The organism is Mycobacterium sp. 852002-40037_SCH5390672 (assembly GCF_001665875.1).
In the GTDB taxonomy this organism is placed as follows: Bacteria; Actinomycetota; Actinomycetes; order Mycobacteriales; family Mycobacteriaceae; genus Mycobacterium.
On the sequence record NZ_LZTA01000096.1, the window covers coordinates 26,397 to 35,753 of the forward strand.

The following is a 9,357-nucleotide window of genomic DNA, read 5'->3' on the forward strand; positions in this document are numbered from 1 at the left end:
CCTGAAATAGGTTGTTAATTAAGGTTTCTGTATTGGGCGAGGACGCTGACCGTTTGGTTGACCCACGCCTCGAAGTACCGTTCTTCATCGGTGTTGCCGGGCAGGCGCCCGGTCAGCGCTTGTAGCGTCGCCGCATAGGACAGCGATCCGATCGCGACGGCCGCGGCCGCTTCGGGATCCGGAATGCTGGTGCGGCCGGACCGATTCGATGCGGCCAGTTCATCGGCGAAGCGTTGGTAGGCGTTGTCGGTGATCACCTGCCACGTCTTCTCGTCCAGATCGCCGAGCTCCTCGGGCTCGCGCAACATGACCTTGAGCAGATCCTCGCTCTGTTTGAGGTTGCTCCAGATCAGCTGGCCGGCGATGCGCACCGCCCGCTCAACGCTGCCCGGCTGCCCCGCGTCGTATTCCTCTCGCGCGGCCACGATGCTGTCGATCCGGTGTGCGACCGCCGCCTCGAGCAGCTCGCGCTTGGAGCCGAAGTGCTTGTAGAGCGCGCCCGACCCCGGCGCCAGACCCGATTCCCGCTGGATGTCGGCCACCGACGTTGCCGCGTAGCCCTTGGCTGCAAAGAGCCGCAGGGCTGCGGACAGCAGCCGGTCACGTCCCGAGGCGAGCATGGTGAGAGAGTATTCACTCACCCTGGTCAACGCAAAATCGGTTCGATTTCGGCACGTGATGGGGGAGATGGCAACGCGGTTAGCGTTAAATTCTTGCGAAACGCCAGTGCGCTTGATCGCGCCGGACCGGTACTGCTGTGAGGGTTGTGCTCGGGTTTGACGAGGTCCACTTGGTCGGCTGTGCCCACCCATCGAAGGAGCCCGACATTCGCGTCCTACCGCGTGTACAGCTGCCGATGCGGGTGCTCTCGCTGCGCACCATCGTCATTGTCGCCGCCATATCGGTGATGACCCTCGTCGTCCTGCTGGGCACCTGGGTGTGGGTGGGTGTGACCAACGATCAGTACAGCCAGCTCGATCGCCGGCTCGATTCGGTCAGCAGTCTGGGTGATATCAGCAGCCTGCTCAACAATGCGGACCACACGAGTCCGGACCGGCCCGCGCCGGACGGCAACCTGGTGCGCACCGCGCGCATCGGCGGGGTGACCGTGTCGGTGCCCAGCAGCATCGTGTTGCCTGCGCTACCCGACGGCTACGCCAACACCACGATCAACGGGGTGCAGTACCGGGTCCGCACCTTCGCCGCGGGCCCCGCCTCGATAGCGCTGGCCGCGCCGCTGGCCGAAGCCCAGCATCGAATCAACGAACTGCACCTGCGGGTGTTGCTGATCTGCGCCAGCGTGATCGGCGGTACCGTCGTCGTCGGCTGGGTGATCTCGTTGATCATGGTCAACCCGTTCCTGCTGCTGGCCCAGCAGGCCCGGGCGATCAATGCCCAATCCAGTCCCGACGAGGTCCAGGTTCGCGGCGTGCGCGAAGCCGTGGAGATCGCCGAAGCGGTCGAGGGAATGCTGGCCCGCATCGGCAAGGAGCAACAGCGCACCAAGGCCGCGCTCGAATCGGCCCGCGACTTCGCCGCGGTCGCCTCTCACGAGCTGCGCACGCCGTTGACCGCCATGCGCACCAACCTGGAGGTGCTGTCCACCCTGGACCTGCCGCCCGAGCAGCGCCACGAAGTGATCGGCGACGTCATCCGCACCCAGAGCCGCATCGAGGCGACGCTGACCGCGCTGGAGCGGTTGGCCCAGGGTGAGCTGACGACCGTCGACGATTTCGTCCCGTTCGACATCACCGAGCTGTTGGATCGAGCCGCTCACGACGCGCTGCGCGTCTACCCCGATGTGGAGGTCTCGCTGGTGCCCTCACCGACGGTGCTGATGATCGGGCTGCCGACGGGGCTGCGGCTGGTGATCGACAACGCCATCGCCAACGCCGTCAAGCACGGCAATGCCGGCAAGATCCTGCTGACCGTCGGCAGTTCCGGTGAGGGCGTGGAGATCGCGATCGACGACGACGGCGCCGGGGTTCCGGAATCCGAACGCGCCACGGTCTTCGAGCGGTTCGCCCGCGGCTCGACAGCCTCGCGGTCTGGCTCGGGGCTTGGCCTGGCGCTGGTCGCTCAGCAGGCCGAATTGCATGGCGGCACAGCGGCATTGCAGACCAGTCCGCTGGGCGGCACTCGGCTGCTGCTGCGGCTGGCCGGCGATGGGCGTGGTCCGGCGTAGCGGCGGCTCGCTGGTGCCGGCCCGTCCCGGTGCGCGCAACACTTTCGGTATCGGACAATGAGGCATGCTCGGCCACCTCGGCATCAACGTGCCCGATTTGTCAGCCGCAAAACGGTACTACGACGCGCTGATGCCCCTTGTCGGCTTTGAACCGTTCTTTCATGCCGAGGACGAGTTTTCATACCGGCCTGCCGAAAACAAGCCGGGCACTTTCCTGTTCTTCTATCCAGCGGTCGAGCCGCATGAGTACTCGTCGCAGCAAGCCGGGCTGCAACACCTGGCATTCATTGTGCGGCGCCGATCGGCGGTGCACGCCGTGCATGATCACGTCGTTCGAATGGGCGGCACGGTCATTCACCCGCCTGGCCATTTCCCGCAATATTCCGGTCATTATTATGCAACGTTTTGGTATGACCCATTCGGCATCAAACTCGAAGCCGTATGCCACCACGACCGCGACTAGATAAAACGGCCATGTTGCGGTGTGCACAAGTCGACTGGTGCTTTTGTGGCTGCCGAGTCCGGAGTGGCGACTGAGGTTAATCATCGACTCCTTCTGGGAGTCCGGTGGTTTCACGCTTGGGACGCGCGCTACATAACTGAAATTCGGGGACCAGGTCCGGCCAAAGCGGAGTGAATACAAGATCAACCAAACCGCATTACACTGAGGCCTCAAGCACGTGATTTGGGTTGAGCGTTCGGAGGGAAATCATGGTTATGTCTGTGGGGCCAGACACGGTTCTGGCATCGGCCAGCGCTGAGTCGGCGATCAGCGCAGAGACTCAGGCGGCGGCTTCGGCGGCCGCACCGGTCCTGCTGGGAGTGCTGCCGATGGGCGGCGACCCCGACTCGGCCATGTTCGCGGCGGCGCTCAACGCCTGCGGTGGTAGTTACCTGGGCGTAGTGTCCGAGCACGCCGCCCAGCGCGGTTTGTTCGCCGGCACGCAGAGCATCGCCTCGAGCACGTATGTCGTCACGGAGCTCATGCGCAGCTTGACGCTGGCAATCGGTGCCTAGAAGCTAGCGAGGTAAAAGGGGGAAGTACGCATGGCCGATCCGGGGTGGGCTGCGCGTACGCCTGAGGAAAACGACCTGCTGCTCAAGGCGGGGGCCGGCGTCATCACCCACCTGGCGAACCAGGCCGCCTGGACCGCATTGGCGGCCACCCATCACGGCTCCAGCATCGCCTCAACGATCAACACCGTCGCGACGTCGGCGAGCTGGACGGGCTCGGGTTCATTGGCCTCGGCGACAAACGCGACCACGCTGAACGCATCACTGCACGGACTGGCCGGCTGGGTCGATGTCAAGCCGGCGGTGGTGTCGACCGCGGTCTCGGCGTATCAGATGGCGTACGGCTCGATGCGTCCCGCACCCGAGTGCATCGGCAACCGCACCGAGACCGCCGCCGACTATGGCATCAACCCGCTGGTCCTCGGTGCGTTGACCCCACGCATCACGTCCCTGGAGCTCGAGTACTTCGGGTCGATGTGGCCGAACAACTCCGCGGTCGGGGCCAGCTACGGAACGATCCTGACTGCCCTGTCGCAAAGCCTGACCATTCCTCCGCCCATCGCACCCATGGGTGCGTCGCCGGCCGCGCCGGCGCAAGCGGCGGCGGCAATCGGCGAGTCGGCGGCGGACCAAGGGGCCGGCGACGGCATGCGCGCCGCCATGCAGGGCGCACAGACCGGAACGCAGGGAGCCGGTCAGGCGGCCTCGGGCGGGCAGGACTTCATGAGTCAGGCCAGCACGCTGATGCAGCCGGCGCAGCAACTGATGGGAGCGGTCCCGCAGGTGATGCAGGCTCCCATGCAGATGATGCAGGCGCCGATGCAGATGATGCAGCCGCTGATGGGCATGTTCTCCAATCCCGGGGCCATGGGGATGGGCGGAGCGACACCCGCCGTCTCGGCAGTCTCGGCCACCAGCGGACTTTCCGCAGCGGAGGCCGGTGCAGGCGGCGGCGCGTCGCTGGGCGGCGCGGGCATGCCCGCAACCAGTTTCACCCGTCCGGTCAGCGCCTTCGAGCCCGCCACCGGTGGCCGGCCGGTGGGGCTGCGGCCGGCCGGGGCATTAGGCGCCGAGGCCATGCGTCCGCAGACCACGACGATGGGTGGTGCCCCAATGGGCGGTATGCCCGTGGGGCACGGGGCGGGAGGCGACCGCGGCTCCCGTGACAAAGCCGACCAGCCCACGACCGTGCGGGTCGTCGACGCTCGAGTGTGAAGCCAACTGGTGAAAGGTGAATCGACAGGTCCAAACAGCCGCCATACACTTCGCTTCATGCCCTCACGGGGGGCGGCCCACCGGAGAAGGAGAATTCCGTGACAATCAAAGTAACACCGCAAATGCTTCGCGACGCTTCGAACGCCATCCAGGCCAATATGGAGCACGCGATCGGAATTGGCCAGGGATACGTCGCGAACCAGGAAAACGTGATGAATCCGTCGACCTGGTCTGGTTCGGCCGTGACGGCGTCACACGCGACGGCCATCGAGGTTCAAAACGACTTGAACAAGGTCTTGACCGGCGGCACGCGTCTGGCCGAAGGCCTGACAAAGGCGGCGGCACTGATGGAAGGCCACGAGGCGGATTCTTCGCACGCTTTTAGCGCGTTATTCGGCGGCCACGGCTCCTGATCACCCACTCATTCGCAATTCCATTAATGGTCTTTTGAAAGGAACTTCACAATGTCCGACCCGATCACCTATAACCCGGGAGCCGTAGCCGACTTCGCCACCGACGTCGCCTCCCGCGCCGGCCAGTTGCAGTCGATTTTCGACGACACCTCCAACCGCACGCACGCCCTGCAGGAATTCTTCGCCGGCCACGGCGCAGCGGGCTTCTTCGAGGCGCAGGCGCAGATGCTGTCCGGGCTGCAGGGTCTCATCGACACCATCCGCCAGCACGGGGTGACGACCTCACACGTGCTGGACAGTGCGCTGAGCACGGACCAGCACATCGCCGGTCTCTTCTGAGTCCGTTCGACCACACCAGGACAAGCGACGGTGGGGCAGATGCGCCGAGCGTGTGTGCCCCACCGTTGGTGTCTTATCCACCGGTCGGGGATTCGCTGAGTGAGGGCAAGGCGACATGCTGACAACGACGGTCGATGGTTTATGGGTGTTGCAGGCGGTCACCGGGGTGGAGCAAACGTGCCCCGAGCTGGGATTGCGGCCGATGCTGCCGCGCCTGGACACCCCGGAGCGCGCGAGGAGCCACCCCGCGGCCGCCGAGTTGGTGGCCGCCGGTGCGCTCGATGAGGCCGGCAACGTCGACCCGATGATCCGTGAGTGGCTGACGGTCCTGTTGCGGCGCGACCTGGGGCTGCTGGTGATGATCGGGGTTCCGGGCCGCGAGCCGACGCGTGCATCTATCTGCCGCTTCGCGACGTGGTGGGTTGTTTTGGAACGCCATGGCGACCTGGTGCGGTTGTATCCCGCCGGTACCGCCCACAATGAAGCATCGGCCAGGGACCTCGTGGTCGGGCAGATCGAGCGGCTGTGCGGGGTGGCCGAGGCGGCGCCGCTACGGCCGGTCACACTGGATACCGAGCAGTTACTGAATTCCGTTCGTGACACCGCCAGCCTGCGATCGTTCCTGCTCGAACAGCGCCTCGACGCCGACCAGCTGCAGATGGTCCTCACGGCCGCCGATCCCGCGCGGTCTGCACACGCCAACATCGTGGGGCTGCAGGCCGGTGTTGGGCCGGACGAATTGGCGCGGATAGCCGTCGGCGATTCGACGGTGTCCATCGTCGACACCCCGGCGGGCCGGATCTGCATCGAGAGCGTCACCTCGGGCCAGCGCCAGTACCAGATTCTCTCGCCCGGATCGCGCACCGACATCGGCGGAGCGATTCAACGGCTCATCCGCCGGTTGCCCGCAGGCGACGAGTGGCACTCGTATCGGCGAGTGGTGTGACGGTGCGCGGAAGCGAACTGATGAAAGTAACCTTAGATAACCAAAGTCTTGGAATAGCAACGCCTGTCGTACTTGAAAGGTTTCTGAACGGGTAAACGCGGTATCGCCAACCGTGTTAGCATCGCGTCGTGACGAGCCCTTGGAATGACCCGAATATGTCGGACGAAGGAGCGCTCAGACGGGGGGATCCGTCAGGGGCCAGCAACTTCCCGGATTCGGTATCGGACACGATGCGTATTACCGATCTGGCCGCGCCGCGGAAAATTCCTCCAGGGTCGGGCTGGCGGAAATTTATTTACTCCATATCATTTCATAAAATCAATCCCGGTGAGTCCCCACGCGAACGGCACTACCGCGATTTGCAAAATCGCATCCGGCGGCATATTCGACGGCAATACGTCATCACCGTGGTCTCCGGCAAGGGCGGCGTGGGCGTCACGACGCTCGTCGCCTGCCTCGGGGGTGTGTTCCGGGAATGCCGCCCGCAGAACGTGATTGCGATCGACGCCGTCCCCGGCTTCGGGACGCTGGCCGATCGCATTGACGAGTCCCCACCCGGCGATTACACCGCCATCATCAACGACACCGATGTCCAGGGCTACGCGGATATTCGAGAACATCTGGGCCAGAACGTCATTGGCCTGGACGTCTTGGCCGGTAACCGGACTTCCGACCAGCCCCGGCCGTTGGTACCCGCGATGTTTTCCGGGGTGCTGTCGCGCCTGCGGCGCACCCACACGGTGATGATCGTCGACACCTCTCCCGATCTCGAACACGAGGTGATGAAGCCGGTACTCGAGAACACCGACACCCTCGTGTTCGTCTCCGGCATCACCGCGGACCGGTCACGTCCGGTGCTGCGGGCGGTGGATTACCTGCGGTCGCAGGGTTACCACGAGTTGGTCTCGCGCAGCACCGTGATTGTGAACCACACCGACCAGATCACCGACAAGGACGCGTTGGCGTACTTGACCGAACGGTTCACCAAGGTTGGGGCAACGGTCGAAGTGCTGCCGTTTGATCCCCACCTCGCAAAAGGTGGCATCATCGATACGGTTCACGAATTGAAAAAGAAGTCGCGATTGCGCCTCTTTGAAATCACCGCCGGGCTGGCGGACAAATATATTCCTGACGCCGAGCGGTCGGTGCCGTGACAGCGCCGCATAAGGTTGCTTTCCCGGCGCGTTGTGCGGTCAACATTTCTTACGAGAAGCATCTGTGTTCCCAGGTATTCCCCGCCGGAATTCCGATGGAGGGATTCTTCGAGGGAATGGTCGAGCTATTCGATGCCGACCTGAAGCGCAAAGGCTTTGAGGGCATCGCATTGCCCGCCGGCAGCTACGAACTCCACAAGATCAACGGCGTTCGGCTCGATATCAATAAAAGCCTCGACGAGCTGGGCGTCCAGGACGGCGACACCCTGGTACTGGTGCCCAGGGTGGACGGAGAGTCGTTCGAACCGCAATACGAGTCGCTGTCCACGGGGTTGGCCGCCATGGGCAAGTGGCTGGGCCGCGACGGTGGCGACCGGATGTTCGCGCCGGTGACGCCGCTGACGGCCGCGCACACCGCGGTCGCGGTGATCGCGATGGCGGTCGGAGTCGTGGTGGCGCTGACCCTGCGGGCGCGGACATTCACCGACGGTCCCATCCCGGCGGCGGTGGCGGGTGCCGTCGGTGTGCTGCTGGTGGTCGCGACGCTGGTGGTGCGAAGCGGGTGGCGGGAGCGGCGCGACCTGTTCAGCGGGTTCGCGTGGCTGGCGGTGTTGTCGCTGGCTGCCGCCGGTGCCTGCGCGCCGCCGGGTGTGCTCGGCGCGGCGCATGGGCTGATCGGTGCCGTCGTGGTGATCCTGGGCGCCGTCGCCATCGGGGTGACCGCGCGAAACCGTTGGCAGACCGCGGTGGTCACCGCGGTGGTGACGGTCTGCGGGATCCTGGCCGCCGTTGCCGCCGTCCGGATGTTCCGACCGGCTTCGGCCCAGGTGCTGGCGGTCTGCGTGTTGGTGGGATTGCTTGTCCTGGTCCGGATGGCCCCCCTGATCGCGTTGTGGGTGGCGCGGGTCAGACCGCCGCATTTCGGCTCGATCACGGGCCGGGACCTGTTCGCGCGGCGCGAGGGGATGCCCGTCGACACGGTGTCTCCGGTCAGCGAGGACGACTCCGAGGACGAGGACAACGAACTGACCGACATCAGCGCGCGCGGCGCCGCGATCGCGGCCTCGGCGCGATTGGTCAATGCGGTCCAGGTAGGTCTGTGCGTCGGAGTGTCGATAGTGCTGCCCGCCGCGGTATGGGGCGTGTTGACGCCAGGGCGCCAGTGGGCATGGTTGGCGCTGGTGGTCGCCGGGCTCGTGGTGGGCATCTTTCTCACCCAGGGACGCGGATTCGCCGCCAAATATCAGGCCATCGCGCTCGTGTGCGGGGCCTCGGCTGCGGTGTGCGCGGGCGTGGTCAAATACGCCGCCGCCGCGCCGAAAGACGCTATGACCGGACTGGTGTGGCCGGTCGTGGTGGTGGCGACGTTCGCAGCATTGGGTTTGGCCGCAGCACTTTTGGTGCCGGCCATGAGGTTCAGGCCATTCATCCGCTTGACCGTGGAATGGGTGGAAGTGCTCGCGTTCATCGTCTTGTTGCCAGCGGCGGCGGCCTTGGGAGGGCTCTTCACGTGGATTCGCCACTGAGAAGGACGGCGGTGGTCACCGCCACCGTCACCCTGGTCGCGTTATCAGCCAATATCCCTGCCGCACTTGCCATTACACCGCCGTCGGTGGATCCGGGCATGGTGCCGCCGGACGGGCCACCACGATCCGACCAGCCGATGCGCCGCGCCAACAGCTGCTCGACCCCGATCACGGTGAGAAACCCCGATGTGGCCCAAATGGCCCCGGGTTTCAACCTGCTCAACATCACGAAGGCATGGCAATACAGCACCGGCAACGGCGTGCCGGTCGCGGTCATCGACACCGGGGTGACCCCAAACCCGCGGCTACCGGTGGTGCCCGGTGGCGACTACATCATGGGTGAGGACGGCCTCTCGGATTGCGACGCCCACGGCACGATCGTCAGCTCGATCATCGGCGCTGCGCCCCAAGGTATTTTGCCGATGCCGCGGCCGATGCCCGCCACCCCGGCGTTCCCTCCGCCGGCCGGTCCGCCACCGGTCACGGGTGCGCCGCCCCCGCCGGTCGAGGTGCCTGTCTCTTATACACATCTGACGCTGCCGACGATCGCATAAGTGTAGAGACC

General features: G+C 65.2%; 10 protein-coding genes and 1 pseudogene. 10 read left to right on the forward strand and 1 reads right to left on the reverse strand.

Features of this window, described 5'->3' with window-relative positions:
- Nucleotides 1-14 precede the first annotated feature (14 nt).
- Nucleotides 15-620, reverse strand: a complete 606-nt coding sequence (locus A5782_RS17000; RefSeq protein WP_067102681.1) for a TetR/AcrR family transcriptional regulator — start codon at nt 618-620, stop codon at nt 15-17.
- A 236-nt stretch (nt 621-856) separates the two neighbouring features.
- Here A5782_RS17000 and A5782_RS17005 point away from each other — a divergent pair, with 236 nt between their 5' ends.
- The 10 genes and pseudogenes from A5782_RS17005 to A5782_RS17050 form a co-directional block, all read left to right on the forward strand.
- Nucleotides 857-2,185: a HAMP domain-containing sensor histidine kinase gene (locus A5782_RS17005; RefSeq protein WP_067102708.1), complete on the forward strand. Its 1,329-nt coding sequence runs from the start codon at nt 857-859 to the stop codon at nt 2,183-2,185.
- A 64-nt stretch (nt 2,186-2,249) separates the two neighbouring features.
- Complete coding sequence (locus A5782_RS17010) at nt 2,250-2,648, forward strand: VOC family protein (RefSeq protein WP_067102685.1); 399 nt, start codon at nt 2,250-2,252, stop codon at nt 2,646-2,648.
- Nucleotides 2,649-2,896: 248 nt separating this feature from the next.
- Complete coding sequence (locus tag A5782_RS17015; protein ID WP_067102688.1) at nt 2,897-3,202, forward strand: PE domain-containing protein; 306 nt, start codon at nt 2,897-2,899, stop codon at nt 3,200-3,202.
- A gap of 30 nt (nt 3,203-3,232) precedes the next feature.
- The gene (locus A5782_RS17020) at nt 3,233-4,414 is read left to right on the forward strand and encodes a PPE family protein (protein ID WP_067102691.1); all 1,182 of its coding nucleotides are present in this window, start codon (nt 3,233-3,235) and stop codon (nt 4,412-4,414) included.
- Nucleotides 4,415-4,512: 98 nt separating this feature from the next.
- The gene (locus A5782_RS17025) at nt 4,513-4,827 is read left to right on the forward strand and encodes a WXG100 family type VII secretion target (RefSeq protein ID WP_040630553.1); all 315 of its coding nucleotides are present in this window, start codon (nt 4,513-4,515) and stop codon (nt 4,825-4,827) included.
- 51 nt (nt 4,828-4,878) lie between these two features.
- Complete coding sequence (locus A5782_RS17030) at nt 4,879-5,166, forward strand: WXG100 family type VII secretion target (RefSeq protein ID WP_067102694.1); 288 nt, start codon at nt 4,879-4,881, stop codon at nt 5,164-5,166.
- 115 nt (nt 5,167-5,281) lie between these two features.
- On the forward strand, nt 5,282-6,112 hold the full coding sequence (locus A5782_RS17035; RefSeq protein WP_067102697.1) for an ESX secretion-associated protein EspG: 831 nt from the start codon (nt 5,282-5,284) through the stop codon (nt 6,110-6,112).
- A 128-nt stretch (nt 6,113-6,240) separates the two neighbouring features.
- Complete coding sequence (locus A5782_RS17040; protein WP_156624000.1) at nt 6,241-7,266, forward strand: MinD/ParA family protein; 1,026 nt, start codon at nt 6,241-6,243, stop codon at nt 7,264-7,266.
- On the forward strand, nt 7,263-8,792 hold the full coding sequence (eccD, locus tag A5782_RS17045; protein WP_082942983.1) for a type VII secretion integral membrane protein EccD: 1,530 nt from the start codon (nt 7,263-7,265) through the stop codon (nt 8,790-8,792). Before A5782_RS17040 ends, eccD begins: the two co-directional genes overlap by 4 nt.
- Nucleotides 8,777-9,307: pseudogene (locus A5782_RS17050) on the forward strand (type VII secretion-associated serine protease); the annotation flags it as partial. The gene eccD and the pseudogene A5782_RS17050, both read left to right, overlap by 16 nt.
- Nucleotides 9,308-9,357: the final 50 nt, after the last annotated feature.